The sequence below is a fragment of the Myceligenerans salitolerans genome (assembly GCF_017349295.1).
Classification (GTDB): Bacteria; Actinomycetota; Actinomycetes; order Actinomycetales; family Cellulomonadaceae; genus Myceligenerans; species Myceligenerans salitolerans.
On sequence record NZ_JAFMPK010000044.1, the window covers coordinates 147,033 to 173,671 of the forward strand.

Here is a 26,639-nt window from a genome sequence, read left to right on the forward strand (position 1 = left end):
GGGGCCGAGTCTACTGGGAGGTGGAGAACGGCGAGGCATCCGCCTGTGGACGCACGCGTGAGGTACGCCACGGAGCCGCGTCCCCCGAACCCTCGGCGCCCAGAACCATCAGGACGCCGACCATCCGCGCCCGCACACCCGCGTCGTCGGTGACCGTCGTGGCCCGGGCGCGGACCCAGAGCTCGCGCCCGTCCGCCGCCGTGAGCCGGTGCTCCAGGTCCAACGGCACGCACGCTCCCGCGAGCTGGCGTGCGATCGCCGACCGCACCGCGCGCTGGTCGTCCGGGTGGACGCGGCTGGTCCACTCCTCGATGCCCGAGCCGACCTCGTCGTCCGCCAGCCCGAGCAGCGACTTCCAGGTCCGCGAGTAGTAGACGTGACCGGTGGTGATGTCCCAGTCCCAGGTGCCCTCGAGGGCGACCTCCTCGACGAGGCGGTAACGCACCTGACCCGCCCGGAGGTCCAGCGCGAGCGCCCGCTCACGCGCCGCCATGTCGGCCAGCGCGGCGCGCTGGGTGCGCAGGGACACCAGCCGTGCCTCCCGGTCCAGCGCGACGGCGAGCATCGCGGCCCAGTGGTCGAACTTGTCGCGGGCACTGGTGGTGTGGGTGTCGATGGCACCGCCGATGAGCAGCAGCCCCCAGTCGCTCGTGTCGAAGGTGACGGGGATGACGAAGGCGATCCCGTCCGCGGAGTCGAGCAGGGCCCGCGTGGGGAAGGACGCGACCGGCAGCCTGGTGCCGACCAGGGCGCGCGCCTGGGCCGATGTCGCCGTCGTGCCGACCACGGTGAGTTCTCGTGCCGGGTCCGCCGCGGTCCCGGCGGGGGGCCGGGGGGCAGGGCTGTCGATCTCCCCCGCGTAGTCCCGCAGACCCGGCCGGGGGACGTCGTCGGGGACGGGCGGGTGGGTGAGCCGCTCCGCGGCGTCGGACCACAGCGCGAGCGTCGCGGGCCCGCGGTGGCCCTTGGGCAGCCACCGCAGCGTGCGGATGGTGGGCGCGTCCGCGTGCAGGAGTCCGAGGTCGAGTTCGTACTGCTCCCCGATCGTCCGCTCGAGACGGCCGGCCCGGGCCAGGAGGGTCTGCGTGCAGCCGGTGCTGAGCGCGACTATCACATCGGTGATGGCGCGGGCCACGGCGCGGCGGCGGGCCGTCGGCCCCGGCTCGCCGGGAGCGCGGGTCCTTCCCTTGCGTGCCTTCGCCAGTTCCTCCTCGACCGAGCGGAGCGCCGGCACCAGTTGCTCGAGCGCCTCAGGATGCGGCCGGAGCGCACGGGTGATGTCCACGAGGGAGGCGAGGGCGTCGGCGTCGGGCAGCACGGCGAGGGCGTCGGCGCCGCGCACGATCCGCTGCACGCTGCGCATCCACGCCTCGATGCCCGGCGCGGCTCCCGCACCGTCGAGGACGATCTCCGCGACGCCGGCGAGCCGGGCCCAGGACGTCGCCGCCTCCTCGCCGGTGCCCTGCACCGGTCCCACGCTCGCCTCCCGGCAGCCGCACGACTCGCGGGTGATCAGGCTCGCGGCCGACAGGTGCCGGCCTCGTGGCCGCTCACCCCTGATCTGGGCGACCAGCAGCGAGACGGCCAGTTCGCCGACTCCGTCGTGGTGCGGGTCCACGGTGGCCAGCCGGGGCCGCATACGCGCGCCCAGATCGGAGTGGTCGAATCCGACCACCGCCTGCCGCTTCGGCAGCGCGAGACCGCTGACCTGGAGCATTCTCGTGAACCCGGCGGCATTGCGGTCGGTGGCGACGAACGTCGCCGTGGTCGGCATCCCCGCGGTCAGCGCCTGCCGTGCGGCGGCCGCGCCCGCCGCCTCCTGGTTGTCCGACGCGTGATAGACCCACTCGTCCCTCGGCTCGATGCCGTGATCGCGCAAGGTGGCGCGGTACGCCTCGTAGCGCTCGACGATGTCGGACTGGCGCAGACTGCCGACGAAACCGATTTCGACGTGTCCGTGCGCGATGAGGTGCTCGACGGCGGCACGCGTCCCGCCGGCGTTGTCGGGCGCGACGGCGGGAGCCTTCGCAACGGGAGAGTGCTCGCCGACCAGCACCATGGGCCGGTCCTCCGCTCCCAGCCTCTCGACCGTCTCGGCGTCGACGGCGGTCGTCACCACGATCAGGCCGTCCGCCGCGTCGAGCCCGACCGGCACGCCGACCGGCGGCTCCTCCGGGAACTGCGCGCGCTCCAGATCGGCCGGGTACGTCTGCACGACGACGACCCGGTGCCCGCCGGCTCGCGCCGCGCGCGAGACCCCGGCCAGAACCTTCCCGAAGTAGTGCCCCCCGACCACCGGCGACAGCACTGCCACCGAGTACTTGCCCCTTACGGATGTCATGCTCACACCCCGTCCTCGTCGACGCTGTGCAAAGTATGGGCTAACAGGGCATGCTACGGGAATGGTCTCGACGGCGCGACCGAATCATCACGAAGATCCAGATAACTCGACCGGCAAGGGTGGAATCCCGGCCTCACCCCGGGGCGGCCGGCCGCGCTCGGGCGAGGGCAAGCGGCGACCGACGATCGTCGACGTCGCCCGCGCGGCGGGCGTCTCGACGGCCGTGGTGTCGTACGCCCTGAACGGTCGGCGCGGGGTGGCGGAGGTCACCCGGGAGCGTGTGCTCCGGGTGGCGGACGAGCTCGGCTGGCGGCCCGCCACGGCGGCGCGCTCGCTGCGCGCCGGCCCGGGCGCCGCCGCCCTCGTGGCGGTGCACGACGGCGCCGCCGGGTCCCGGGCCGCGTCGACGCTCGACCTCGTCACCGCCGCGTCCGAGGTGCTCGACGACGCGGGCGTCACCCTGGCCGTGCACACGGCGGGCACCGTGGAGCAGGCGGCGCACCTGATGCGCCGCTGGTGGGCGGAGCGCCGCTACGCCGGCTTCGTCGTGACGGGCCTGCGGTCCGACGACGCCCGCCTCGCCGCCCTGCGCCACCTGCCCGCGCCGGCGGTCATGGTGGGCGACCCGTCCGTACCCGCACCACCAGCCTGGCGCAGCGTCGTGTTCGACGACGCCACGGCGTTCGCGCAGGTCGGCGAGTTTCTCGCCGATCTGGGGCACCGCCGGGTCGCCATGCTCACCGGAGCCGAGGGCCTCCTGGCGACCCGCCGCCGGGCCACGGCTCTCGCCGGCGCGCTGAGCAAGGCCGGAATCGATTTCGACGCGGTCACGGGCGACGGCGTCGACCGGGCGGCGGCCGCGGTCGGTTCGCTGCTCTCCTCCGGCAGCCACCCGACCGCCGTCGTGACCGACGACGACGTCACGGCCGGCGTCGTGCTCGACGTCGCGCGGCGGCTGGAGATCGCCGTACCGTGGCAGCTCTCCGTGGTGGCCGGGACGGACGCCGCCGCGTGCCGGCTCACGACACCGTCGCTCACCGCCGTGCCGTATCCGGTGGAACGTCTCGGTCAAGCCGTCGGGCAGGCGCTGCTCGGCGTGCTGCGCGCCGACGGGGCGCCGAACGAGAAGGCGCCACCGTCCGTCACGGTCGCCGCGGGCGGGCTGGTGGTGCGCGGTTCCACGGCTCCCCCGGATCCGAGGTGAGCCACCGCCAGAGAGCGGTCTCCTGTTAAACGATTCGTTTGGTGTCGTCCAAGTCATCGCCCGGGCAACGATTCACCCGCCACCGCAGAAAGGCCTGCGGGGTGCGCGCGCCACCGGCCCCACCGCGAAGGAGGGCCGGCCGGCGCGTGCGAACAGGACGACCCGGGAGGGCATCGTGCAACGAGAGAAGAAGGTGCGCGCGGGAGTCGCGGCCGGAGCGACGGGGGCGCTGGTCGCCGCGTCGGCTCTGGTGGCTCTGGCGGCCGCGCCGTCCGCCACCGCGGCAGTGGGCAACCCCTACGAGGGGGCCACGCAGTACGTCAACCCCGACTGGCGTGAGGATGTTCTGGAGGCCGCCGACGTGGCCGGCGGCTCGCTCGGCGAGGACATGCGCGCGATCGCGGACGAGCCGACGTTCGTGTGGATGGACCGCATCCAGGCCATTGAGGGCATCGACCGGCAGCACGGTCTGGAATGGCACCTCGACCAGGCCGTCGCGCAGGCCGGCAGCAGCCCGCTGGTCTTCAACATCGTCATCTACGACCTGCCCGGCCGCGACTGCTTCGCCCTGGCGTCGAACGGCGAACTGCCCGCCACGGACGAGGGCATGGAGCGTTACAAGACCGAGTACATCGACGCGATCGTCGAGATCCTCGACCGTCCGGAGTACGAGAACCTGCGGATCTCGGCAGTGATCGAGCCCGACTCACTGCCCAACATGGTGACGAACATGTCCCACCAGCCGTGCCAGGAGGCGGCGCCGTACTACCGCGAAGGTGTGCGGTACGCCCTCGACCGGCTGCACGAGGTCGGCAACGTCTACTCGTACATCGACGCGGCACACTCGGGCTGGCTCGGCTGGCCGGACAACGCGAGCGGCAGCGCGCAGGAGTTCGCGAGCGTCGTCGAGGGCTCGACCTACGGCTGGGACGCCGTGGCGGGCTTCGTCACCAACACGGCGAACTCGACGCCGCTCGAGGAGCCGTTCCTCACCAACCCCAACCTGCAGGTCGGGAGCGGTCAGGTGCGCTCGGCGGAGTACTACGAGTGGAACCCGGACTTCGACGAGATCGACTGGACCGCGGATTTGTACGACCGGATGGTGGCCCAGGGCGCTCCATCCCGCATCGGCATGCTGATCGACACGTCCCGTAACGGCTGGGGCGGATCGGAGCGCCCGACGTCGGTGTCGTCGTCGAGCGATCTCAACACCTACGTGAACGAGTCCCGCGTGGACCGTCGCACCCACCGCGGTGCCTGGTGCAACCCCGACGGCGCCGGCATCGGCGAGCGTCCGACCGTGTCGCCGTCCGGCTACGCGGAGTCGCACCTGCACGCCTTCGTGTGGGTGAAGCCGCCGGGCGAGTCCGACGGGGCCTCCGAGGAGATCCCGAACGACGAGGGCAAGAGCTTCGACCGCATGTGCGACCCGACCTACCAGGCGGACAAGCTCGGCGGTGCCTACACGGGTGCGTTGCCGAACGCCCCGCTGTCGGGCTGGTGGTTCCAGGACCAGTTCGAGATGCTCGTGGCGAACGCCTACCCGCCGATCGGCGACGGCGGTCCCGACCCGGACCCGACGGACGACCCCACGGACGACCCGACCGACGACCCGACGGATGACCCGACCGACGATCCGACCGATGACCCCACCGACGACCCCACCGACGACCCGGGCACCGGTGACTGCGTGGCCACGCTCGAGGTGGTGAACGACTGGGGCAGCGGCTTCCAGGGCCAGATCACCGTCACCGGCGGCTCGGGCGGCACCAGCGGCTGGACCACCCAGTTCACACTGCCCACGGGCACGACGATCGGCAGCCTGTGGAACGCGGACTACTCCGTCAACGGCTCCACCGTCACCGCGAGCGACGTCGGCTGGAACGGCACGCTGAACGCCGGCCAGTCGACCTCCTTCGGCTTCACCGCCAACGGCACCGCACCGAGCTCGACCGCGGTGACGTGTTCCTGATCCAGGTCTGACACCCTGTCGCACCGGCATGAGGGACCCGTCGGTCCCCGGCGGGCACGCGGGACGAGATCCTGTCTCGCACGTGCCCGCCGGGGACCGACGGGTCCGAGGGCGTGCCCGGGCCCGTACCGGGCTCGCCTCAGGCGGGCACCGTGAGGGTCCCGGCGGCCGCCTTGGCCGCGATGTCCGTACGGTGCTGGGATCCTGCCAGAGAGATCTTCGCGACTGCCTCGTAGGCCTTGTCACGAGCGCCGGTGAGGTCCACGCCCAGGGCGACGACCGACAGGACCCGGCCTCCCGCCGAGACCAGTTCCCCGTCGTCGGACAGCCCCGTGCCGGCGTGCAGGACGTGCACACCGGCCACTTCCTCCGCGTCCGTGATCCCCGTGATCGCATCGCCCTTCCGGGACGACGCCGGGTAGCCGGCGGAGGCGACCACGACCGTGACCGCCGCCTCGTCGCGCCAGCGCAGCGGTTCCAGGTCGGCGAGCTCGCCACGAGCGGCGGCGAGCATCACCCGGCTCAGCGGCGTCACGAGGCGTGCCAGCACCGACTGGGTCTCCGGGTCCCCGAAGCGCGCGTTGAACTCGACCACCCGTATGCCGCGCGACGTGAGCGCGAGGCCGCAGTAGAGGACGCCGCTGAACGGAGTCCCACGGCGTGCCATCTCCTCGACGGTAGGCCGCGCGACACGGGACACCACCTCGTCCACGAGGCCCGGGGGCGCCCACGGGAGGGGGCTGTACGCGCCCATCCCACCGGTGTTCGGCCCCTCGTCGCCGTCGAAGACCCGCTTGAAGTCCTGGGCGGGCGCGAGGGGAACGACGGTCACGCCGTCACACACGCAGAAGAGCGAGACCTCGGGCCCGTCGAGGTACTCCTCGACGACCACCCGGCCGGGACCGCCGTGGGCGTCGAGCGCGAGGCGCGCGTGCTCCAGCGCGGCACCCCTGTCCTCGGTGACGACGACCCCCTTGCCCGCGGCCAGACCGTCGTCCTTCACGACGTACGGAGCCCCGAACGCGTCCAGGGCGGCGGCCACCTCGTCGAGGTCGGTGCAGACGTGCGCCATCGCGGTCGGCACGCCGGCCGCGGCCATGACGTCCTTGGCGAACGCCTTGCTGCCCTCCAGGCGCGCCGCCTCACCGCCAGGACCGAACACGGGGAACCCGGCCTCGCGCAAGGCGTCCCCGACGCCCGCCACGAGAGGGGCCTCCGGCCCGACGACGACGAGGTCCGCACCGATCTCGCGGGCGAGGGCGGTGACGGCCGCGCCGTCCTCGGCATCGACCGCGTGAGACGTGGCCTCCGCGGCGATACCCGGATTGCCGGGCGCGGCGTGGATCTCGTGGGCCTCGCCGCTCGCCGCCTCCGCGGTGAGTGCGTGGACGATGGCGTGCTCACGGGCGCCGGGCCCGACGACGAGGATCTTCACGGGGCTCCAGTGTAGGGACGCGGCTCAGTGTCCGCGCGCGTGGATCAGGTCGTGGATCGGGATGATCGCGTCACGCGCCGGCCCGACGCCGATCGCGGAGATCCGCGTGCCGGACAGCTGCTCCAGCGCGTCGACGTACGCACGCGCGGCGGGCGGGAGGTCGCCGAGCGTACGGGCGCCCGAGATGTCCTCCCACCAGCCGTCGAGCTCCTCGTAGATCGGCTTCGCGTGGTGGAACGCCGTCTGGTCGGTGGGCATCTCGTCGTGCCGGACACCGTCGACGTCGTACGCCACGCAGACCGGCACCTTCTCCAGGCCGGTCAGCACGTCGAGCTTCGTCAGCACGAGATCCGTGAGGCCGTTGACGCGCGAGGCGTAGCGGGCGATGACCGCGTCGTACCAGCCGCACCGGCGCGGGCGGCCCGTCGTGGTGCCGTACTCGTGCCCGGCCTTGGCGAGGAACGCCCCCTTGTCGTCGAAGAGCTCCGTGGGGAACGGCCCCTCGCCGACACGTGTCGTGTAGGCCTTGACGACGCCGATCACCGAGTCGATCCGCGTGGGGCCGACGCCCGAACCGGTGACCGCCCCGCCCGCCGTCGCGTTGCTGCTCGTGACGAACGGGTAGGTGCCGTGATCGATGTCGAGCATCGTCGCCTGGCCCGCCTCGAACAGCACGTTCCTGCCCTCGTCCAGCGCCCGGTTCAGCTCCACCGACGTGTCGGCGACCATGGGGCGCAGGCGCTCGGCATGCTTCAGCAGCTCCTCGACCGTCTCGTCCACGTCCACGGCACGGCGGTTGTAGACCTTCACGAGCAGGTGGTTCTTCTGGTCCAGCGCGCCCTCGATCTTGGCGCGCAGGATCTTCTCGTCGAACAGGTCCCACATCCGCAGGCCCACACGGCTGATCTTGTCCGCGTAGGCGGGACCGATGCCGCGGCCGGTGGTCCCGATCCTGCGCTTGCCCAGGAACCGCTCGGTCACCTTGTCGATGGTGCGGTGGTAGGGCGCGATCACGTGCGCGCTGCCCGACACCAGCAGCCGCGAGACGTCCACGCCACGCGCCTCGAGGGCCTCGAGCTCCTCGAACAGGACCTCGATGTCGACCACGACGCCGTTCGCGATCACCGGCGTGACGCCCGGCGACAGAATGCCGGACGGCAGCAGGTGCAGCGCGTACTTCTCGTCGCCGATGACGACGGTGTGGCCGGCGTTGTTCCCGCCGTTGAACTTCACCACATGGTCGACACGCGAACCCAGAAGATCGGTTGCCTTCCCCTTGCCCTCATCGCCCCACTGGGCACCGACGAGCACCACGCCTGGCATGGATTTCCCACCTTCTCGGGAGTTTGTTGAGCGACGGCGAGTTTACCTGCGACGGCCGACATCGACGAAGGACGGGCATGGCCGCGTCAGCCGCGTGCGCCGGCCAGCGCCCGCACCTCGTCCGCGGACGTACCGGAATCGAGGAGGAACTGGCGGCAGCGGTCGCGTTCCTCCGTCTCGCCGATCAGGCCGGCGGCGTCGGAGAGGGCCAGCAGCGCTCGGAGGAAGCCCTGGTTCGGCACGTGTGCGGCGGGGACCGGACCCTGGCCGCGCCACCCGGCGCGGCGCAGGGCGTCCAGGCCGCGGTGATAGCCCGTTCGCGCGTACGCGTACGCCTCGACAGCCCCGGCGGGCGTGTTGCCCGTGCCGTCCGGACTGTTGCCCGCATCGTTGCCCACGGTGTTGCCCGCGGCGAGGGCGCGCTCGGCGAGGACGGCCCAGGCGAGGGACGACGCGGGGTGGCGTGCCGCCACGGCAGCGGGATCGTCACCGGCGGCGAGACCGGTGCGGACGTCGGGGAAGTCGTCGGGAAGCTCGACCGGGGCAGGGCCCGCGAGCAGGTTGTCATGGCTCATGAGGACATTCTCCCCTCTCCGGCCCCGGACTGTTCCATATTTCCCGGAAGGGTCCGATCCGGGCGAATCCTTCCACTCAGCCGGTGCGATCGGCGATCTGTGGTTACTCTCGTGAACATGATCGAGATCGCGACGTCACCGACGACGACGACTCTCGTGATCGCCGGAGAGCTCGACCTGCAGGAACGGGACCAGTTTCCAGGCATCGCGGCTCGTGTCGTCGGTCTACGCCGTCAACTCCTGGTGATCGACATGTGCCGGGTCACCTTCATGGACTCGACCGGCGCGGCGTTCCTCATCTCGCTGGCGGATTCCGGCGCGAAGCGGGGCGGCGCGACGGTGATCCGCGGCGCCGACGAGCGGGACCTCTTCGTCCTCGAGGTGTGCGGTGCGATGGACCTGTTCCGGATCGACAACGAGCACCGGTGCGAACCGGCGACGCCGGCCACGGGGTTTCACGTCGTCACGCCACGGATGATCGCCGCGGACAGGGTGGACCGCCGAGCGATGTAGCAGGCTGCGCGGCGGAGCCCGGCGGCTCGGGAAGACACCGTCAGTTCGTCGCCAGGTCCTCGTCGACGATCTCCAGCAGGTCACCGATCCGCGTCACCTCGAGCAGGAAACGGACGGTCGGCGGGGCGCGGAGCACCCGGACCTTGTGCGGGCTCCGGCTCGCGAGCCGGGCCAGGAACGCCACGCCGGACGAGTCCATGAACGTGACGTGATGGGCGTCGATCTCGACCGGGAGTCGCGACCCCTCGGCCTCGCTGATGGCGTTCTGCAGGTCGCCCGCGATCTTCGCGTCGATCTCCCCGGCGAGCACGAGCCGCGAACGCTGGTCGACGGTGAGGACGTGGACGCTCGCCGGCTCACCCAGGTCAGGATGGCCTGGTGCGTCCTGCGGCGCCGGCGGGGTGGCAGCCTGGTCGCGCGGACCCGCGGCCTGCGGTTCGCGGGTCGAGTCGTTGCGGTCGTCCTGCACGGTTCTCCTTCCGAGGCGATCGGCTGCGGTCTCACGCTGTTGGCTGGGCTGCCATCGGCTCTGATATGTCATTGAGATGATAGAGGTCGGGCGTTCACCTCTCGGACTGTCCCAATCTACGGTTGAATGTCCTGTTGGAACAGAGGCAACGCAGAGATTGTCGAAAGGGGGACGAGGATGATAGGCAACATGTCCTGGTCGGTCCCCCCTGACGGCCCAGGTCAGGGTCGCACACCGCGCGTTCCCCCGCTTCCCGCCGGCCCGATGAACTCGGCCGTGAACCCGAACTCGTCGGCCCCGGACGCGACGTCGCCCGTTGAGGAGAACTCGGTCTCACCGGACATTCCGGGCCATGACGAACCGCTCGCCGCCCCTCGTCGTGGCGATCCACCGCAGGCTCGCCGTCCGATGCCGCCGTCCGTCGGAGACCTGGTGCTGCGCGGCGCCGCGAGCATCGGGGTGCCGGTCTTTCTCACGGGTGCCTTCGAGGACGGGTTACCACTGCTGTGGGCCAACGAGGCATTCGAGAAATACGCCGACGTGCGTTTCACCGACCTCGCCGGCCGCAGACTCTCGGTACTCGGCGACCGCCTCGGCGACCCTGAGGACGTCGACAGGCTGCGGGAGCACCTGGCCGCGGGCGAGGAAGTGCAGACGATGGCGCGCTCCGCCCTGCGCGGCGGGATGTCCGGGTGGGTACAGCTCACCCTCACCCCGGCTCGTGCCGCCCATCACGGCCGCGTCACGCACTGGATCGGGATCAGCGTGGACGTGTCGGAGCACATGGAGCGCCAGGCGGCCCAGCTCGCCAGCCTCGCCATGGAGAACCGGCAGCGCGAGGACAGCGACCTCATCGCGCAGACGACGGAGCTGCTGGCGGACCTCGAGTACCCGTACGTCCTGCGCGACATCGCCGAGCTGCTCGGCCACGTCGTGAAGTGGGCCGGCTTCTACGTGAACGACGACGGCCTCAAGCCCGCCGAGGGCATCGACGTCGCGAACCCGCCGTCGGGCCGCGGCCGGCGGCACGCCCGGTACGTCGCCGGGGACGACCAGTCGCGCGGCGGCCCGCACCGCGGTGTCCAGGACCAGCTCGGTGACACCACCTCCGCGGGTGACGCGACGACGGTGGCCCCGGGCCGGCTTCTCGAGGTGGTCGACAACGTCCAGGACCTTCTCGACGGCAAGGGTGACGAGCCGGTCACCCTGCATCTCGACATCCCGCACGCGCAGTACTCCGCGTCCGGCTGGCTGCAGCGCGAGCTGAACCGGCGCCTCACCGACGAGATGGGCGGGGTTCCCCGCAGCGTCGTCGTGCACCCCGTGGCCGGGCGGAAGAGCACGCTGGGCCTGCTGGTGGTGTGGCTGGCCGACGCCGGTGCGGACGAGGTGCTGTTCTACGAGGGCACCGACGAGTCCGAGGAGGTCCGTGGGGTGCTCGAGGTGGTCGCGCGCCGGGCCGGGAACGCGATCGACAACGCCCGCCTGTACGCCCGCGAGCACCGGCTCGCCGAGACCCTGCAGCGCGCGATGCTGCCGGAGCAGGCCGACGTGCCCGGCCTCGACGTGTGGACCTACTACGCGCCCAACGCCGAGCACGCCCAGGTGGGTGGCGACTGGTACGACATCCTGCAGATCTCGACCGAGGTCGTCGGCCTCGTCATCGGCGATGTCGTCGGGCACGACGTCGAGGCCGCCGCCACCATGGGGCAGCTGCGCTCCGTGGTGCGGTCGTACGCGTTCGAGCTGTTCTCCCCCGGCCAGGTGCTCGAGAAGGTCGACCAGCTCGTCGCCGGGATGGGCATCCCGCGCTCGGCCAGCATGGTGTACGCGGCACTGCGCAAGAAGGGCACCGAGTGCCAGGCGATCGAGTACTCCCGGGCGGGACATCTCCCGCCCCTGCTGCTGCGTGGCGGCGAGGTCATCACCCTGGACCAGGGCGGGGGTGCGCTGGTCGGCTTCGGGTCCCGTGAGCGCACCACGGGAACGCACGACCTGCGCCCGGGCGACACCCTGCTCTTCTACACGGACGGGCTGATCGAGCGGCGCGACCGGCCTCTGCGCCTGGGGCTGGAGGCACTGCTGGAGACCGCCGCGGCGATCCAGGCGAAGGACGCGGCGGGGGTGGGCGAGGAGCTGCTGGCGCGGCTGGCCGACAAGCCGGAGGACGACGTCGCGATCGTCGTCGTGCGGGTTCCCGATCCCGAGGGTGACCGGGCTCAGCCGACGCTGTCGCCGCGGTGGCGGCGCTGGATGCTGCCGAGCGAGCCGTCGTCGATCGGGCGGGCCCGGCACGCGGTGCTCCGCACCTGTCAGGCCTGGGGTATCGAGGAGTCCGCGCAGGCAGAGCTGGTGGTGTCGGAGCTGGTGGCGAACGGTGTGCTGCACGGATGGGGGCACATCGCCCTGCGGCTCTACGACACCGGCGAGGGTTTGCGGATCGAGGTCGAGGACTCCAACCCGGCGCCCCCCGTCGCGACGGACGGACATCCGAACCGGCTGGGCGGATTCGGCATGCAGATCGTGGACCGCCTGGCCGAATGGGGCTGGCGTCCGTCCGGCACGGGAAAGCTGGTGTGGGCGAAGCTCCGCGACCAGGCGAAGTAGCTCACGCCGAACCCGTGGCCGTGCCGGGGTGGCGGCCGGTCACCGCCGCCCCCGGCACGTTCCGGCTCAGATCTTGGTGCCGGCGCTCCGCAGCTGCCGGCAGGCCTCGACGATGCGGCCGGCCATACCGGCCTCGGCCAGCTTGCCCCACGCGCGCGGGTCGTACGCCTTCTTGTTGCCGACCTCGCCGTCCACCTTCAGGACGCCGTCGTAGTTCTTGAAGAAGTGGTCGGCCACCGGGCGGCTGAACGCGTACTGCGTGTCGGTGTCGATGTTCATCTTGATGACCCCGTTGTCGACCGCCTCGGCGATCTCCGCCTCGGTCGACCCGGAACCACCGTGGAAGACCAGGTCGAACGGGTTCTCCTTGCCGATCTCGTCGCCCACGGCCTTCTGGATGTCCGCGAGGATCGACGGGCGCAGCTTGACCGCACCGGGCTTGTAGACACCGTGCACGTTGCCGAAGGTCAGCGCGGTCAGGTACCGCCCCTTCTCACCCGCGCCGAGCGCCTTGACCGTGGCCAGGCCGTCGGCGGGGGTGGTGTACAGCTTCTCGTTGATCTCGGCCTCGTGGCCGTCCTCCTCGCCACCCACGACGCCGACCTCGATCTCGAGGATCGTCTTCGCGGCCTGCGAGAGCTCGAGGAGCTCGGCGGAGATGACGAGGTTCTCGTCGAGGGGCACGGTCGAGCCGTCGTACATGTGCGACTGGAAGGTCGGGTTCTGGCCGTTCTTGACCTGCTCCGCCTCGATCGCGAGGAGCGGCCTCACCCAGGAGTCGAGGTTCTCCTTGACGCAGTGGTCGGTGTGGATCGCGATGTTCACGGGGTAGTTCTTCGCGACCTCGGTCGCGTACGCGGCGAGCGCGAGCGATCCGGCGATGCGGTCCTTGACCGTGGCGCCCGAGCCGTACTCGCTGCCACCGACCGACACCTGGATGATGCCGTCCGACTCCGCCTCGGCAAAGCCACGCAGGGCGGCGGTGATCGTCTGCGACGACGTGATGTTGACCGCGGGGTAGGCGAACTTGCCGGCCTTCGCCCGGTCGATCATCTCGCCGTATACCTCGGGGGTTGCGATGGGCATCTGCTCCAGCTCCAAGTGGCTCGTGGTGTGGGCGGCCGTCGCTTCCAGGTCCGCCCGGGTATGCACCCACGATCTTATGCACGCCGGGGCACCGCGTCGTGACCGTCCACGACAAGAACCCCGGCCGCGGTTTGCGGTTCCCGGCCACCTCTCGCGCCGGCCAGCGGCACGGCCGCGTGCAAGGCCGAGGGCCGGGCACCCGGGACGATGGCGCCACGGACACGTCACAGGTGCCGGGCGGCCCACGCGTACATGGCGATCGCCGCCGCGGCCCCCGCGTTCACGGAGCGCGTGGAACCGTGCTGCGTGATGTGCAGGACGACGTCGCACACGTCCTGCGCCTCCGGGGTCAGTCCCGTGGACTCCTGTCCGAACAACAGGACGCAACGCGGCGGCAGGGGATGCCCCTCGATCGGCACGGACCCCGGGACGTTGTCGATCCCGATGACCGGGAGGCGGGAGCCGCGGGCAGGCTCCGGACCGGCCGCCCAGCCGGCCAGGGTGCGCGCGTCGGGGTGGTGGTGGACGTGCAGGTAGCGATCGGTGACCATCGCCCCGCGGCGGTTCCACCGCCGTCGTCCCACGACATGCACGCCGGCGGCGTTGAACGCGTTGGCGGTCCGCACCACCGACCCGATGTTCAGGTCGTGGGACCAGTTCTCGATCGCGACGTGGAGCTGCCGGTCCGCCGGCCGGCGGGCGTCCATGTCCGCGACGATCGCGTCGACCGTCCAGTAGCGGTAGTGGTCCGCGACGTTCCGCCGGTCGCCGGCGGCGAGCAGCTCGGGGTCGTAGCGGGGGTCAGGGCGTGGCCCGTCGCCGTCGTCCACCGTGGGCCACGCCTCGGGGCCGCCGGGCCACGGCCCGACGCCGACGGCGGCGGGCCCGTCCGCGGCACCCTCGGCGGACGCCGCGCCCGCCGGGTCAGGCGTCACGAGCCACCCGGGACTCCCACAGCACCGCGACCAGCACGATGCCCGCACCGGCCAGCGCGAGCAGCAGCGGGCCGGCGACCGACCCCGTCGGCGCGAGGAGCTCGTTGGACTCGCTCTGCCACGGCCAGAGGGAACGCAGCGAGCCCAGCATCAGGCCGGCCAGGACCGCCATCGTGCCCTGGCGGCGGTGGTGCAGCAGCCAGCGCAGCACCTTGACGAAGCTGCCGAGTCCCACCACGGCGCCGAGGAGGAAGACCCCGACGAACCCGAGGTCGCGCGCCTCGAGCGCCTGCTGAACCGGGACGTACAGGCCCATCACCAGCAGCAGGAAGGAACCCGAGACGCCCGGGAGCACCAGGGCGTTGATCGCCAGGGCCGCGCCGATGAACACGTACCAGAGCTCGGGTTCGCCGACCTGCGCTTCCGGCAGACCGGTCAGCACGAACGCCACGACGGCGCCCGCGAGGAAGAGTGCGGCCTCGAGAGGGCCGAACCGGCGCGGCATCATGCGCAGCGGCACCGCGATACTGACCGCGATCATGCCGAAGAACACGGCACGTGTCGGTACCGGGTTCGACTCGAGCAGGGGGGCGATCAGCTTGAGGGACAGCAGCAGCACCACGACCATGCCGATCAGCACGGGAACCAGGAGCGCCCAGTTGATCTCCTTGAGCGCACGCAGCCCGGCGCCCGCACCACGCCCGCGGAAGATCCCGGTGACGAGTTCGCGGACGGCGTGGACGAGCTGGCTCGCCGCGTCGATGAGGTGGTCGTACAGGCCGACGACGAGCGCGACGGTGCCGCCCGAGATGCCGGGGACCGACTCGGCGGCGCCGACGAGCCCTCCGCGCACCGCGTTCCACGGAGCGGACGACCACGAGGTGGCACGGCTCGTGGACGAGGTGGCGTGGCGAGGGGACGATGCCTCGTGCTGGGTAGTCACGACACGCAGCGTACTGGCCTCGTCCGACACCCAGGGTGGAAGACCTGCCCCGCGCGGTCGTGGGGCGCCGGTAACCCGGCTCCGGAGCGGCTCTCAGATCTTCTCGAAGCCCATCCCGGGGAGATCGATGTCCCCGCCCTGCTCGAAAACCGGCTGCCCCTTCTCCAAGGGCACCGTCAGGCGGGCGACCTCGACGAGCCGGGTCGACAGCTGGGCGAGGTTCTCCGCGCTCGTGCGTCCCGAGGTCCACAGCATCACCGACGGGCCGTCCACGCGGATCCGGGTGGTCTGGTAGTCGGGCAGCATCAGCATCGACATGAAGCGCGGGTCGAGCACGCGGCGTGCGAACCCGTCGTCCGACGCGCGAACCCGCCAGGCGTCGTCGAAGGCCGGGTTGCCCACCTGAACGTCCTGACCGCCGAACGCCTTCTGCAGCTTGTCCCGCCAGCCCTCGGGTGTGAGTTCCAGGCGTGGCTCCGACGGTTCCTCGTCGAGCGCGATCACGTGAGCGTAGCGCTTGCGGGAGAACCTCGACTCCGAGGTGCCCGTCCGCCACGTATGGGTGAACGAGATCATGCGGTGCCCCGAGACCTCGCCGTAGAGCACATCCGTGGCCGGCTGGGAGACACCTTGCAGGAACGGCCCGCCCTGCCAGCGGCGCGGCAGGTCCGGGTCGGACTCGGCCTCCGGCCGCTCCCACCCGTTCATGTCGGCCCATTCCGCGATGTCCTTCACACGACGACGATCGCGCAGCGGCCGCGTGATCAGGATGCCGCCGACGAGCACCACAGCCACGGCCAGGAATAGGACAAAAGGCTCCATGGCGTAAATGTATCGTCAAGCGAGTCCCATGTCCTCACCTGCGGCAATATCAGTGCAGGTCCTCCACGTACGTCACGCGCGGCTGTAGGGCCTCGACAAACGCCGTCGAGGCCTCAGTCCAGCAACGACCGCGTGAGAGCCGTGTCGCTCACCGCGACGCACAGGCCGACCCGGTCGCCGTCGTCCCAGGAGGACTCCGTCGGGGTCCAGACCACGTAGCGCAGCCGCTGCACCTGCTCGCTCCCGCGTACCTCCGCGTTCAGCTGCTTGGCACCGCAGACCTGGGCGACCTTCCGGCCCGCGGTCCCGTCGCCCGGCCACAGGGCATCCTGGCCGAAGTCGGTGCGGCCCACGACCTGAGCCTCGTGCGGTGTGTCGCAGGGGACCACGTGCACCTTGTCCACCTCCCCGTCGAGCGGGATCTTGTCGATGCACGACCCGAGGACGAGCTGCACCGAGTTCACCTCCCGGGCCTGGGCGATGTCGGGCGCGACCGGCTCCCACCCGCGCTGGGTCACGGTGTTCCCGATGACCGTGAGGACGACGGCGATCACCACCACGACCGCGGCGCCCGCGCCGACCAGTCCCAGCCTCCTCCGCCGGCGCTTCTTGGCGGCGGCGATGTCGGCCGGGTACCACCCCGCGTACGAGGTCCCGGACGCGTAGTCCTGCGACTGGTCCCATGTCGGCGGGAACTCGGTCTGCCGGGTGAACGCGCCGGGCGACGGCGGAGCGCCCGCGTCGGTGGACGGGAACGACGGCTGTCCGGGTGGTGCCGGTGGCGGCGAGGTCCGGGGCGGTGGCGGTGGTGGCACCTGCCCGGCCGGAGGTACGGGCGCGTACGGGGACGGCGTACCTGGCCGAGCCACGGGCCACGGGCCGCTCGGCGGCGCGAACTCCGGCTCGCCGGGCGCGACGGGGGGAGGCGGCGGCGTCCCGAACCGCGCCGGTGGCTCGGCAGGCTCGGCCCGCTCGGCCGGTCCGGTGGGCTCGGCCGGTGCGACCGGTGCGGCGGGCTCGGCCGGCTCGCCCGGTTCGACCGATGCGGTGGGCTCGGCCGGCTCGGCCGGTCCGGTGGGCTCGCTCGGTTCGGTGGAGATGCCGGTGGCCGGCGGTTCCGCCGCCACCGCGGGCTGGTCATCCGCGGACCGCTCGGGTGTCGCTGCACCATGGGATGCGGGTGCCGTTCGCGGTTTCGGCCCCGGTTCCGGCTGGGGCCGAGAACCGGAGCCGCTTCCGGCTTCCGTCGCGGCCCGGGACTCGGCCTCGGGTTCAGCCGCGGTACCGGTGAGGTCGGAGTCGGATTCGGCCCCGGCACCGGTGGTCTCGGAATCGGTTCCGGCCCTGGCACCGGTGGTCCCGGAATCGGATTCGGCCCCGGTGCGCTTCGCCTCGGCCTCGGGTTCGGTCGCGGTTCGCGGCTCAGGCCGGACCTCGGTCGCAGGCTCGGCCTCGCTCTCGACCTCGGTCCCGGGTGCGGCCACGGGCCCGGGTCCGGGCTTGGTCTCGGCCGCTGTCCCGGTCTCGGCCCCGGGCGTGGTCGCACCCCGGGGTTCGGGCCCCGCTTCGGACGTCGCCCCGGTCTCAGGCTGGAGCCGGGGCTGGGGCGAGTCCTCGCCCTCGGTACCGTGTCCGCCGGCGTCCGCCGCGTCGGCTTCCGGAGTCCCGGCGGGAGAGCCCTCGGGCTCCGGCGGCCTGCCGTCGCCGTCGGTGGGCTGCGCGACCGTGCGGGGACCGGAGCCGGAGCCATGTGCCGATGAGATGGCGAGCAGGGCGAGATCCTCGAAGGAGGCGGCGGCCTGACCCGCCCGCCCGGAGCCGGGCTCCGCGGCCGCCGCGCCCCCCGGCGCGTCGGCATCGGGCGCGGGCTGAGCCTCGCCCTGCGGCTCCGCGTGAGGCTGCGGCTCCACCCGCGGCTCCGACTCCACCCGCGGCTGCGGCCGCCCGGCGGTGCCGCCGGGACGTCGTGCCGACAGCCGTGCCCGGGCGGGCGGTGCGCCGTCGGCCCGTTCCCCGGGAGCGGGTGTGCCCTCGCCGGCGCTCGGTACGCCGTCGGCATCGGCACGCACGACGGCGTCGACGGCCGACTCCGTCGCATCGGTGTCCGACGGCGCGGCGGCTCCCGGGCCCTCGCCGTCCGCTGCCGAGCCGGCACCGTCCGTGTCCTCGTGAGGCTCCGTCACAGCCGCCGAGACGGCTTCGTCCCCGGCGTCGTCCCCGTCGACCTGGTCGCCGGCCTCCTCGCCGGTCTCCGTCCGGCTCGTTCCCGCAGCCTCGACCGGATCGCCGGCCGAAGTCGGCTCCTCCGGTTCGTTGACCTCTTCGTTGACCTCGGGCTGGTCGGGCGACGTCATGGGGGCCAACCTATCGATTTCCGCTCCGATCGGGTGAATCTACGGGTGACTCCCGCCACATCACACCAGATCTCCCCATGGCCGCTGCGAGGCGCGGCCGTGGCGGGCCCCGCGGCAGTCGCCTGTTTGTCAGTCGGCCAGCTCGAGAACCACGGGCACGTGGTCGCTGGCGCCCTTGCCCTTGCGTTCCTCACGGTCGATCCACACGCCCCGGACCCGCTGCGCCACGGTCGACGTCGTCCAGGCGAAGTCGATACGAAGCCCCTTGTTCCGCGGGAAGGCGAGGCGCTGGTAGTCCCAGTAGGTGTAGGTGTGTTCGGCCGGTACGTGCTCGCGCGTGACCTCCGTGTACCCCGCCGGGGCGAAGGCCTCGAACGCGGCGCGCTCCAGCGGGGAGACGTGGGTCTTCCCGGCGAAGTCGGCGACGTCGTACACGTCCGTGTCCCGCGGGATCACGTTCCAGTCGCCCAGGAGCGCGACCTGGGCGCCTTCCTCGGCCGCCCAGCCTCGCGCGGCGTCCCGCAGCCGCTCCAACCAGCCGAGCTTGTACCGGTAGTGAGGATCGTCGAGCGCGCGGCCGTGGGGCACGTACAGGCTCCAGACGCGCACGCCCCCGCAGGTGGCGCCGATGGCGCGAGCCTCGGGCGGCGGTTCCAGGTCCAGCAGGGGCGCGGACGGGGCCGAAGCCGCGGGCAGCTCGGCGTCCTGGTCTCCGTGTCCGCCCGGCTCCGGCTTCAGGAATCCTGGCTGGCCGGGGAAGGACGTCGCGACATCCGTCAGCCCGACCCGGGAGGCGATCGCGACGCCGTTCCACTGGTTCAGGCCCGTGTGCGCCACCTCGTACCCCGCGTCGGCGAAGGCGCCGACGGGGAACTGCTCGTCGCGGCACTTCGTCTCCTGGATCGCCAGGACGTCGAGGTCCCAGCGTTCGAGAACCGCGAGGGTGCGGTCGATCCGCGCGCGAAGGCTGTTGACGTTCCACGTGGCGATCCGCACGCGGGCCAGGTTACGCGACCGGCGGCACCAGGCCCCGGAACGATCCTGCCCCGAACCGAACCGAACCGGAACCGGAACCGGACCGGCCGACGGTGGCGGAATACCTACCCGTGGAACGCCCGGCGATACCCGGCCGGGCTGGTGCCCATCGCGCGCGTGAAGTGGTGGCGGAACGTCACCGGACTCTCGAAACCGACCAGCGCGGCCGTCCGCGTCACCGACTCCCCGGCCTCCAGGAGCGGAAGGCTCGCCTGGACCCGCTGGGTGATGAGCCAGCGCATCGGTGACGTCCCCGTGCGGCGCGTGAAGTGCCGCGCGAACGTGCGCGGTGCCAGGTGAGCCCGCTCGGCGAGCATGTCGACGGTGATGGGCTCCGCCAGGTGGTCGAGCGCCCAGACGAGCACCTCACCGACGTCGTCGCGCGCCTCGACGGGGACCACCGGCGACTCGATGAACTGAGCCTGGCCGCCCTCCCGGTGCGGCGGGACCACGAGACGGCGAGCGACGGTGTTCGCCACCGCCGGGCCGTGGTCCGTTCTCACCAGGTGAAGACAGAGATCGAGGCCGGCTGCGCTGCCGGCGCTGGTCAGGACGTCCCCATGGTCCACGTAGAGCACGTCGGGGCGCACCGACACGGCGGGAAAGCGTTCGGCGAGGAGTCCCGCGTACCGCCAGTGCGTGGTCGCCTCGCGCCCGTCGAGCAGGCCGGCCGCCGCGAGAGCGAACGCACCCGAGCAGATCGAGACCACCCGAGCCCCGCGTGCGTGGGCCGAGCGGATCGCCTGGACGACCTCGTCCCCGGGGCCGGAGCGCGGATCGACCACGGCGGGAACGATCACGGTGTCCGCACCCGCGAGCACGTCGAGACCGTGCTGCGCCGACAGGGAGAAGCCGCCCGTCATCGGCAGCGGAACGCCCGGCCGGTCACTGCACACGTCCAGCGCGTACCAGGAGCCCTCGACCTCGGGACGAGGCAGTCCGAACACCTCCACCACGGAGCTCAGCTCGAACGGCGCCATGCCCTCGGTGACCAGGGTGGCGACACGATGCGGGCGAGCCGGGGCGGCGACGGCGTCCATGGCAGGATCTTAGCGATACCAGTCATTCCTGCCCCTCCCACCGCGGGCGACCCGGTGTGAGGATCGAGGCATGACGATCACCGCGGACCTCACCGCCACCTACGACAGCACGGCCGCCGTCGCGCACTTCGGCGCCCGGCTCGCCTTCGAGACGGACGTGGCCGACGTCCGCGCCGCGCTCGACGGCGGCACGGAGTTCACGCTGGTCGACGTCAGGCCCCCGGAAGCCTGGGACGCCGGGCATCTCCCCGGCGCCGTGCACCTGCCCGGCGGCAAGATCCGCCTGCGTGCCGAGCAGACCGTCCCCCGCGACCGGCCCGTCGTCGTCTACTGCTGGGGCCCGGGCTGCAACGCCGCCACCAAGGCCGCCCACGAACTCGCGCAGCAGGGCTACGCGGTCAAGGAGATGCTCGGCGGCTTCGAGTACTGGGTCCGCGAAGGCTTCGCGTACGACACGGCAACCGGCCGCGTCGAGCCAGACCCCGACCCCCTGAGCGCCCCACCGCACCCGGCCTGAGGCCCGGGCGCACCAGGACGGGTCGTGCGGCCGGCGGGGCAGGTGACGAACCCGTATGACCGCACGCTCCGGCCCTCCTCGGCCACAGCATCTACGCTGCCCCTCATGGGTACCGCACTGATCACCGGCGCGTCCGCCGGGCTAGGACTCGAGTTCGCATGGCAGCTCGCCGCGGCGCGGCACGACCTGGTGCTGGTGGCGCGGAACGAGGAACGGCTGAACCAGATCGCGGAGAACATCCGGACCGTGGCCGGCGTGGAGGTCGAGGTCCTGCCCGCGGACCTGGCGGTCCCCGACGACGTCGAGCGCGTGGCCGACCGCCTGGCCGCCACGGGGGCCCACGAAGGACCGGCTCCCGTCGGCCTGCTGGTCAACAACGCGGGGTTCGCGACCCCCGGCGACTTCACGCGCGGCCGGGCGAGCAGCGAGCTGCGGGGCATCGACGTCATGATCCGTGCGCTGGTGCGCCTCAGCCACGCCGCCGTCCACCAGATGGTGCCACGCGGACGCGGAGCGATCCTCAACGTCGCCTCCGTCGCCGCGCTCACCGCGGGCGGCACCTACGCGGCCGCGAAGGCCTACGTCCGGTCGTTCACCGAAGGCCTCGCCGTCGATCTGAAGGGGACAGGCGTCACCGCCACGGTGCTGTGTCCCGGCTTCACGCATACCGAGTTCCACGAGCGCGCGGGCATCCCTGAGACCGCCATCCCGGACTGGGCCTGGCTCGACGCTCCGCCGGTGGTCAAGCAGGCACTCGCCGACGTGCGTCGCGGGGTCGTGATCTCGACTCCCTCGGTCCGCTACAAGGTGGCGTCGGCGCTGCTGCGCGCCGCGCCGCGCTGGGCGGTCCGGGCGGTGGGCAAGGTCCGCTGAGGCGTTGACCGGTGGTACTGCCGGGAGCGCCGCCACGTAGGCTTGCTCCCGTGAGCGCTGATTTCTCCCCCACTCCCCGCGAGCAGCTGATCGAGCTGATCAGGGAACTCGCCGTCGTGCACGGCAAGGTGACCCTGAGCTCTGGTCGCGAGGCGGACTACTACGTCGACCTGCGCCGGGTCTCGCTCCACCACCGAGCCGCCCCGCTGATCGGGCACGTGCTGCTGGACCACCTGGAGGAGGCGGGCCTCGGGACGGCGGAGGTGGACGCCGTCGGCGGGCTGACGATGGGCGCGGATCCGATCGCCACCGCGCTGCTGCACGCAGCGGCGTCGCGCGGGCAGGACCTCGACGCGTTCGTGATCCGCAAGGAGGCCAAGTCGCACGGCACGGGGAGGCGCATCGAGGGTCCGGGCATCGCCGGGCGCAGGGTCGTCGTCGTCGACGACACGACCACGACGGGCGGGTCCCTGCTTCAAGCCGTCGACGCGGTGCGGGCCGAGGGCGCGGAGGTGGCCGGCGTCGCCACGCTCGTCGACCGGGACACCGGCGCCAAGCAGAAGATCGAGGCCCTCGGCCTCGGGTACCACTTCCCGATCGGCCTGGAGGACCTGGGCCTGGCATGAGCACGGTGCACCGGCGAAGGCCGGTGGCCGCTCGCCGGCCGACGCAGGACCGCCGGCCACGGGCTGCCGACGGACCCACGGCTCGCCGGCAGCCCTGGGGTCGGCTCAGGCGGGCACCCGTGCGGTCGTGAGGCCGAGCCCGTCCTCGCCGTCGACGCGGTCGACGGCGACCGTGTCGCCGTCCGCGACGTCCCCGGCCAGCAGGCGCTTCGCCAGGCGGTCGCCGATCTCTCGTTGCACCAGCCGGCGCAGCGGCCGGGCGCCGTAGGCCGGGTCGTAGCCTTCGAGCGCCAGCCACTCGCGGGCCGCCGGGGTGACCTCCAGAAGGATCCGCCGGTCCGCCAGGCGCTTCGCCAGGGCGTCGACCTGCAGGTCCACGATGTGGCCCAGCTCGTCGAGAGTGAGCGCGTCGAAGATGACGACGTCGTCCAGCCGGTTGAGGAACTCCGGCTTGAACGCGGCGCGGACGGCCGTCATGACGGAGTCCCGCCTCGCCGTCTCGTCGAGCGTCGGGTCCACCAGGAACTGCGATCCGAGGTTCGACGTCAGCACCAGGATCGCCGACCGGAAGTCCACGGTGCGGCCCTGACCGTCCGTGAGGCGCCCGTCGTCGAGCACCTGGAGCAGGATGTCGAAGACCTCGGGGTGCGCCTTCTCCACCTCGTCCAGGAGCACGACGGAGTAGGGACGACGCCGGACCGCCTCGGTGAGCTGACCGCCCTCCTCGTACCCGACGTATCCCGGGGGCGCGCCGACGAGGCGCGCGACCGAGTGCTTCTCGCCGTACTCCGACATGTCGATGCGCACCATGGCGCGCTCGTCGTCGAACAGGAAGTCCGCGAGCGACTTGGCCAGCTCCGTCTTGCCCACGCCGGTGGGCCCGAGGAACAGGAACGAGCCCGTGGGACGGTCGGGGTCGGCGACCCCCGCCCGCGAGCGCCGGACGGCGTCGGACACGGCGGCGACGGCAGACCTCTGGCCGATCAGGCGCCTTCCGAGCACCTCCTCCATGTGGAGGAGCTTCTCCTGCTCGCCCTGGAGCAGGCGTCCCGCGGGGATGCCGGTCCACGCGGACACGACCTCGGCGATCTCGTCGGCCGACACCTTGTCGGCGACGAGCGGCGCCTCGGCGTGCGCGGCGCCCTCGGCCGTCTCCTCGGCCTCCACGGCCTCGGCCTCGGCGATCTGCCGCTCCACGACCGGCATCTCGCCGAACCTCAGGCGGCCGGCGTCCTCGTAGCGGCCCTCGCGTTCGGCGCGGTCCGCGTCCGTGCGCAGCTGGTCGAGCTTGGCCCGCAGGTCGCCGATCAGGTTCCGGCCGGACTTCTCCGCCTCCCAGCGTGCGGTCAGCGACGCGAGCGCCTCCCGCTTGTCGGCGAGGTCGGCGCGCAGCTTGTCGAGCCGGTCGCGGGAGGCGGCGTCCTCGGAGTCGGAGAGCACGACCTCCTCCATCTCCAGCCGGGTGACGGCACGCTGCAGCTCGTCGATCTCGACCGGCGAGGAGTCGAGTTCCATGCGCAGGCGCGAGGCGGCCTCGTCGACCAGGTCGATCGCCTTGTCGGGGAGCTGGCGGCCGGTGATGTAGCGGTCGGAGAGCGCCGCGGCGGCCACGAGTGCGCTGTCGGCGATGGTCACCTTGTGGTGCGCCTCGTAGCGTTCCTTGAGACCGCGCAGGATCGCGACGGTGTCCTCGACGGACGGCTCGCCGACGAACACCTGCTGGAACCGCCGCTCCAGGGCGGGGTCCTTCTCGATGTGCTCGCGGTACTCGTCGAGGGTGGTGGCTCCGACCATCCGGAGCTCGCCGCGGGCGAGCATGGGCTTGAGCATGTTGCCCGCGTCCATGGCGCCCTCGCCGCCCGCTCCCGCGCCGACGACGGTGTGCAGCTCGTCGATGAAGGTGACGACCTCGCCGTCGGAGGCGGTGATCTCCTCGAGGACGGCCTTGAGCCGCTCCTCGAACTCACCGCGGTACTTCGCGCCGGCGACCATGCCCGCGAGGTCGAGGGCGACGAGGCGCTTGCCCTTGAGGGACTCGGGCACGTCGCCGTCGACGATGCGCTGGGCAAGTCCCTCGACGACGGCGGTCTTGCCGACGCCGGGCTCGCCGATCAGCACGGGGTTGTTCTTGGTGCGGCGGCTCAGGACCTGGACGACACGCCGGATCTCGGCGTCGCGGCCGATCACCGGGTCGAGGGCGCCGTCCCGCGCGCGCCGCGTGAGATCGGTGCCGTACTGCTCCAGCGCCTTGTAGGTGCCCTCGGGGTTCGGGCTGGTGACGCGGCCGGAGCCGCGCACGGCGGGGAGGGCGGCGCGCAGGGCGTCCGCGCCCGCTCCGGCGTCGGACAGCATCTGGGCGGCGGGTGACTGCCCGGCGGCGATGCCGATGAGCAGGTGTTCGGTGGAGACGTACTCGTCACCGAGCGCCTGGGCCTCCTTGCCGGCGAGGTCGAGGACGCCCGCCATGGCGCGGCTCGCTCCCGGCTGTGCCGTGCTCTCGCCGCTGATCTGCGGCAGTGCCACGAGCGCGGCGCGAGCCCGCTGCCCGACCGTGGCCGTGTCGGCGCCGACGGCCTCGAGCAGGCCGACGGCGACGCCGCCCTGCTGCGCCAGGAGCGCCGTGAGCAGGTGGACCGGTTCGAGCTGGGGGTTGCCCGCGGCGGACGCCGATTGCAGGGCGTCGCCGATCGCTTCCTGCGACCTCGTCGTGAACTTCGTCTCCATGGGTCCTCCGTCCGCCGTTTCGCCTGTCCGCTGCCGTGTGACCGGTCCGCCGAGCCAGGGCCCGACGGCGTCCGGTCCAACCATCTCAAAGTTGAGTCTATTCCGCTCAACCTGAGCGCGTCACCCGACACGTGCGCGCGCCGAAGCGGGTGAACTCAGGTCACAATCCAGCCACAAGCTCTGATATCGCCCGGCGGCGCGACTTATGTCATGCAGACTTCGGCCCGTGAACCACGCACTCCGGACCACGATCGGCATCACCACCGTCGCGGCGACCCTGGCCCTGACCGGCTGCGTCAAACTCGACGCCGACGTCGCGCTCAACGGCGACGACACCTTCTCGGGCGATGTCGTCATCGCCTTCTCCGACGAGATCCTCCAGCAGATGGACGTGCCGCCGGAGGAGTTCCTGGCCGGGATGACGGAAGGCTCGGTCGACGCCTCCGAGTACGAGACGACGCCCTACGCGGAGGACGGCTACTCCGGTTTCACCGCCACGTTCGAGGACACCCCGCTGCGCGAGCTCGAGAACACCCTCGACATCACGGTCGAGCGTGAGGACGACGAGTTCGTGGTCGAAGGCGAGATCATCGAGGAGGGTGAGCTCGACGAGGCCGGTGAGTCGGGTGTCCCGGAACTCGACGCCATGCTCGAGGCGATGCACTACGAGGTCGCGATCACCTTCCCGGGGCCCGTCTCCTACACCAACGGCGAGGCCGACGGAACCACGGTGACCTGGGAGTCCACCGGTGGTGCCCCGCTGGCCCTCGAGGCCCGCGCGAGCGCACTGACGCAGGAGGAGCTGGACGAGATCGCCCGCGCCGCGGCGGAGGCCAAGGCGGCGGCCGAGCGCGAGGAACTGATCCGGAACCTCACGATCGGCGTGGGTGCGGCGCTCGGCGCGGCGGTGCTGGTGGCGCTCGGGATCTTCTTCGGCCGACGTGCCGCCCGCAAGAGCGCGCGGTCCGGTACGGCCGCGGCCCCCGCCTCGGAGCCGGCGCACGACGGCGGCACGACGCCCGGCACGGCCGGCGTGGCCGGCACGGCCACCGACGGCCCCGACCCGGCCGATCCGGCGGACACGGCCGATCCGGCCGACACGCCGAGCCCGAAGCCCACGGCCACGCCCGCCGACACGCCGTCCTCTCCCGACCACGGAAGCACCGGGTCGACGGGCGACACGACGTCCGCCGCGTCCACGTCCGACTGACCTGGAACTCGCCGCACGGGGGCGCGCCGGCACCG

21 protein-coding genes are annotated in these 26,639 nt (G+C 72.2%); 8 read left to right on the top strand and 13 right to left on the bottom strand.

Annotated features, from left to right (window positions below; all coding sequences use genetic code 11):
- Nucleotides 1-10: 10 nt before the first annotated feature.
- Nucleotides 11-2,341 carry a substrate-binding domain-containing protein gene (locus tag J0911_RS11750; protein WP_207275626.1) on the bottom strand — a complete coding sequence of 777 codons (2,331 nt, stop codon included), beginning with the start codon at nucleotides 2,339-2,341 and terminating at the stop codon, nucleotides 11-13.
- Nucleotides 2,342-2,402: 61 nt separating this feature from the next.
- On the opposite strand from J0911_RS11750, the gene J0911_RS11755 reads away from it, so the two are divergent.
- Nucleotides 2,403-3,545: a LacI family DNA-binding transcriptional regulator gene (locus J0911_RS11755; RefSeq protein WP_207275627.1), complete on the top strand. Its 1,143-nt coding sequence runs from the start codon at nucleotides 2,403-2,405 to the stop codon at nucleotides 3,543-3,545.
- Nucleotides 3,546-3,720: 175 nt separating this feature from the next.
- Complete coding sequence (locus J0911_RS11760) at nucleotides 3,721-5,517, top strand: glycoside hydrolase family 6 protein (protein ID WP_307865049.1); 1,797 nt, start codon at nucleotides 3,721-3,723, stop codon at nucleotides 5,515-5,517.
- Nucleotides 5,518-5,656: 139 nt separating this feature from the next.
- Here J0911_RS11760 and purD read toward each other — a convergent pair whose 3' ends face one another.
- The 3 genes from purD to J0911_RS11775 all read right to left on the bottom strand — a co-directional run bounded on the left by purD (nucleotide 5,657) and on the right by J0911_RS11775 (nucleotide 8,850).
- Nucleotides 5,657-6,952: a phosphoribosylamine--glycine ligase gene (gene purD, locus J0911_RS11765; RefSeq protein ID WP_207275628.1), complete on the bottom strand. Its 1,296-nt coding sequence runs from the start codon at nucleotides 6,950-6,952 to the stop codon at nucleotides 5,657-5,659.
- A gap of 24 nt (nucleotides 6,953-6,976) precedes the next feature.
- Nucleotides 6,977-8,275, bottom strand: coding sequence for an adenylosuccinate synthase (locus J0911_RS11770; RefSeq protein WP_207275629.1), 1,299 nt, complete (start codon nucleotides 8,273-8,275; stop codon nucleotides 6,977-6,979).
- An 86-nt stretch (nucleotides 8,276-8,361) separates the two neighbouring features.
- The gene (locus J0911_RS11775) at nucleotides 8,362-8,850 is read right to left on the bottom strand and encodes a DUF3151 domain-containing protein (RefSeq protein ID WP_207275630.1); all 489 of its coding nucleotides are present in this window, start codon (nucleotides 8,848-8,850) and stop codon (nucleotides 8,362-8,364) included.
- A gap of 117 nt (nucleotides 8,851-8,967) precedes the next feature.
- Here J0911_RS11775 and J0911_RS11780 point away from each other — a divergent pair, with 117 nt between their 5' ends.
- Nucleotides 8,968-9,363, top strand: coding sequence for an STAS domain-containing protein (locus J0911_RS11780; protein WP_207275631.1), 396 nt, complete (start codon nucleotides 8,968-8,970; stop codon nucleotides 9,361-9,363).
- 40 nt (nucleotides 9,364-9,403) lie between these two features.
- Here J0911_RS11780 and J0911_RS20345 read toward each other — a convergent pair whose 3' ends face one another.
- Nucleotides 9,404-9,832, bottom strand: a complete 429-nt coding sequence (locus J0911_RS20345; protein WP_307865050.1) for an STAS domain-containing protein — start codon at nucleotides 9,830-9,832, stop codon at nucleotides 9,404-9,406.
- Nucleotides 9,833-10,240: 408 nt separating this feature from the next.
- Here J0911_RS20345 and J0911_RS11790 point away from each other — a divergent pair, with 408 nt between their 5' ends.
- Nucleotides 10,241-12,439: an ATP-binding SpoIIE family protein phosphatase gene (locus J0911_RS11790; protein WP_207275633.1), complete on the top strand. Its 2,199-nt coding sequence runs from the start codon at nucleotides 10,241-10,243 to the stop codon at nucleotides 12,437-12,439.
- Between the two features lie 66 nt (nucleotides 12,440-12,505).
- Here the strand turns inward: J0911_RS11790 and fbaA are convergent, their stop codons facing one another.
- From fbaA to J0911_RS11825, 7 genes are all read right to left on the bottom strand, one after another.
- Nucleotides 12,506-13,525, bottom strand: coding sequence for a class II fructose-bisphosphate aldolase (gene fbaA, locus J0911_RS11795; protein ID WP_207275634.1), 1,020 nt, complete (start codon nucleotides 13,523-13,525; stop codon nucleotides 12,506-12,508).
- Between the two features lie 224 nt (nucleotides 13,526-13,749).
- Nucleotides 13,750-14,460, bottom strand: a complete 711-nt coding sequence (locus J0911_RS11800) for a TrmH family RNA methyltransferase (protein ID WP_207275635.1) — start codon at nucleotides 14,458-14,460, stop codon at nucleotides 13,750-13,752.
- Nucleotides 14,450-15,403: a DUF368 domain-containing protein gene (locus J0911_RS11805; RefSeq protein WP_207275636.1), complete on the bottom strand. Its 954-nt coding sequence runs from the start codon at nucleotides 15,401-15,403 to the stop codon at nucleotides 14,450-14,452. The genes J0911_RS11800 and J0911_RS11805 overlap by 11 nt, the downstream gene beginning before the upstream one ends.
- A gap of 93 nt (nucleotides 15,404-15,496) precedes the next feature.
- Nucleotides 15,497-16,225 (bottom strand): type III secretion system chaperone family protein, encoded by a 729-nt coding sequence (locus J0911_RS11810; protein ID WP_207275637.1) that lies wholly within the window; start codon nucleotides 16,223-16,225, stop codon nucleotides 15,497-15,499.
- A 113-nt stretch (nucleotides 16,226-16,338) separates the two neighbouring features.
- Complete coding sequence (locus J0911_RS11815) at nucleotides 16,339-18,579, bottom strand: septum formation family protein (RefSeq protein WP_207275638.1); 2,241 nt, start codon at nucleotides 18,577-18,579, stop codon at nucleotides 16,339-16,341.
- A gap of 129 nt (nucleotides 18,580-18,708) precedes the next feature.
- A complete protein-coding gene (locus tag J0911_RS11820; protein WP_207275639.1) occupies nucleotides 18,709-19,575 on the bottom strand; it encodes an exodeoxyribonuclease III in 867 nt (288 codons plus the stop codon).
- Nucleotides 19,576-19,679: 104 nt separating this feature from the next.
- Nucleotides 19,680-20,654: a helix-turn-helix domain-containing protein gene (locus J0911_RS11825; protein WP_207275640.1), complete on the bottom strand. Its 975-nt coding sequence runs from the start codon at nucleotides 20,652-20,654 to the stop codon at nucleotides 19,680-19,682.
- Between the two features lie 70 nt (nucleotides 20,655-20,724).
- Here J0911_RS11825 and J0911_RS11830 point away from each other — a divergent pair, with 70 nt between their 5' ends.
- The 3 genes from J0911_RS11830 to pyrE all read left to right on the top strand — a co-directional run bounded on the left by J0911_RS11830 (nucleotide 20,725) and on the right by pyrE (nucleotide 22,670).
- The gene (locus J0911_RS11830) at nucleotides 20,725-21,171 is read left to right on the top strand and encodes a rhodanese-like domain-containing protein (RefSeq protein WP_207275641.1); all 447 of its coding nucleotides are present in this window, start codon (nucleotides 20,725-20,727) and stop codon (nucleotides 21,169-21,171) included.
- Between the two features lie 105 nt (nucleotides 21,172-21,276).
- Nucleotides 21,277-22,044 carry an SDR family NAD(P)-dependent oxidoreductase gene (locus tag J0911_RS11835; protein ID WP_207275642.1) on the top strand — a complete coding sequence of 256 codons (768 nt, stop codon included), beginning with the start codon at nucleotides 21,277-21,279 and terminating at the stop codon, nucleotides 22,042-22,044.
- 50 nt (nucleotides 22,045-22,094) lie between these two features.
- The gene (gene pyrE, locus J0911_RS11840) at nucleotides 22,095-22,670 is read left to right on the top strand and encodes an orotate phosphoribosyltransferase (protein WP_207275643.1); all 576 of its coding nucleotides are present in this window, start codon (nucleotides 22,095-22,097) and stop codon (nucleotides 22,668-22,670) included.
- A 105-nt stretch (nucleotides 22,671-22,775) separates the two neighbouring features.
- On the opposite strand, the gene clpB is transcribed toward pyrE, so the two are convergent.
- Nucleotides 22,776-25,394: an ATP-dependent chaperone ClpB gene (clpB, locus tag J0911_RS11845; RefSeq protein ID WP_207275644.1), complete on the bottom strand. Its 2,619-nt coding sequence runs from the start codon at nucleotides 25,392-25,394 to the stop codon at nucleotides 22,776-22,778.
- Between the two features lie 226 nt (nucleotides 25,395-25,620).
- Between clpB and J0911_RS11850 the strand changes: the two genes are divergently transcribed.
- On the top strand, nucleotides 25,621-26,604 hold the full coding sequence (locus J0911_RS11850) for an LppM family (lipo)protein (RefSeq protein WP_207275645.1): 984 nt from the start codon (nucleotides 25,621-25,623) through the stop codon (nucleotides 26,602-26,604).
- Nucleotides 26,605-26,639 lie beyond the last annotated feature (35 nt).

What these genes read in the sequence shown, in the direction of transcription:
- J0911_RS11810 (WP_207275637.1), bottom strand. Translation starts at nt 16,225, where the DNA reads ATGGAGCCTTTTGTCCTATTCCTGGCCGTGGCTGTGGTGCTCGTCGGC.
- J0911_RS11750 (WP_207275626.1), bottom strand. Translation starts at nt 2,341, where the DNA reads ATGACATCCGTAAGGGGCAAGTACTCGGTGGCAGTGCTGTCGCCGGTG.
- J0911_RS11775 (WP_207275630.1), bottom strand. Translation starts at nt 8,850, where the DNA reads ATGAGCCATGACAACCTGCTCGCGGGCCCTGCCCCGGTCGAGCTTCCC.
- J0911_RS11835 (WP_207275642.1), top strand. Translation starts at nt 21,277, where the DNA reads ATGGGTACCGCACTGATCACCGGCGCGTCCGCCGGGCTAGGACTCGAG.
- J0911_RS11790 (WP_207275633.1), top strand. Translation starts at nt 10,241, where the DNA reads ATGCCGCCGTCCGTCGGAGACCTGGTGCTGCGCGGCGCCGCGAGCATC.
- J0911_RS11780 (WP_207275631.1), top strand. Translation starts at nt 8,968, where the DNA reads ATGATCGAGATCGCGACGTCACCGACGACGACGACTCTCGTGATCGCC.
- J0911_RS11815 (WP_207275638.1), bottom strand. Translation starts at nt 18,579, where the DNA reads ATGACGTCGCCCGACCAGCCCGAGGTCAACGAAGAGGTCAACGAACCG.
- fbaA (WP_207275634.1), bottom strand. Translation starts at nt 13,525, where the DNA reads ATGCCCATCGCAACCCCCGAGGTATACGGCGAGATGATCGACCGGGCG.
- clpB (WP_207275644.1), bottom strand. Translation starts at nt 25,394, where the DNA reads ATGGAGACGAAGTTCACGACGAGGTCGCAGGAAGCGATCGGCGACGCC.
- J0911_RS11770 (WP_207275629.1), bottom strand. Translation starts at nt 8,275, where the DNA reads ATGCCAGGCGTGGTGCTCGTCGGTGCCCAGTGGGGCGATGAGGGCAAG.
- J0911_RS11755 (WP_207275627.1), top strand. Translation starts at nt 2,403, where the DNA reads ATGGTCTCGACGGCGCGACCGAATCATCACGAAGATCCAGATAACTCG.
- J0911_RS11825 (WP_207275640.1), bottom strand. Translation starts at nt 20,654, where the DNA reads ATGGACGCCGTCGCCGCCCCGGCTCGCCCGCATCGTGTCGCCACCCTG.
- J0911_RS11830 (WP_207275641.1), top strand. Translation starts at nt 20,725, where the DNA reads ATGACGATCACCGCGGACCTCACCGCCACCTACGACAGCACGGCCGCC.